2 pseudogenes are annotated in these 607 nt (G+C 70.2%); one reads left to right on the top strand and one right to left on the bottom strand.

The features are described from left to right. Window positions 1-76 (bottom strand): annotated as a pseudogene (locus A5697_RS27205) (hypothetical protein); the annotation flags it as partial. Between the two features lie 2 nt (window positions 77-78). Between A5697_RS27205 and A5697_RS13680 the strand changes: the two are divergent. Beyond that, a pseudogene (locus A5697_RS13680) lies at window positions 79-607 on the top strand (3-oxoacyl-ACP synthase); the annotation flags it as partial.

Raw genomic sequence — 607 nt, 5'->3', positions numbered from 1 at the left:
CGACCACCACCCCGGCCGCGCCGTCGGCGAAGATGAAGCAGTTGGTGCGGTCCTGCATGTCCACGGTGGGGGACAGCAGTGAAGCAGATCGCCGCGACCAGTGGACCGAAGAATATCGGCATGCTCAGCGTCGGGGCGTACCGCCCCGAACGGGTGGTCACCAACGACGAGATCTGCGAGAACATCGAGTCCTCCGATGAATGGATCTACTCCCGCACCGGAATCAAAACCCGCCGCTTCGCCGCCCGCGACGAATCCGCCGCGTCGATGGCCACCGAGGCCGGGCGGCAGGCGATCGCGAACGCCGGGCTGGTGCCGTCGGACATCGACTGCGTGATCGTCGCGACCAGCACGCATTTCCTGCAGACCCCGGCGTGCGCCCCGGCCGTCGCCGCGGCGCTGGGGGCCACCGGCGTGCCCGCGTTCGACGTCTCGGCGGGGTGCGCGGGCTTCGGCTACGCGCTCGGCGTCGCGGCCGACATGATCCGCGGCGGGACCGCCGCCAAGGTGCTGGTCCTCGGTTCGGAGAAGCTGTCCCCCACCGTGGACATGCAGGACCGCACCAACTGCTTCATCTTCGCCGACGGCGCGGCCGGGGTGGTGGTCG

The organism is Mycobacterium sp. E3251 (assembly GCF_001666835.1).
In the GTDB taxonomy this organism is placed as follows: Bacteria; Actinomycetota; Actinomycetes; order Mycobacteriales; family Mycobacteriaceae; genus Mycobacterium.
This window is presented reverse-complemented; position numbering and strand designations above follow the sequence as displayed.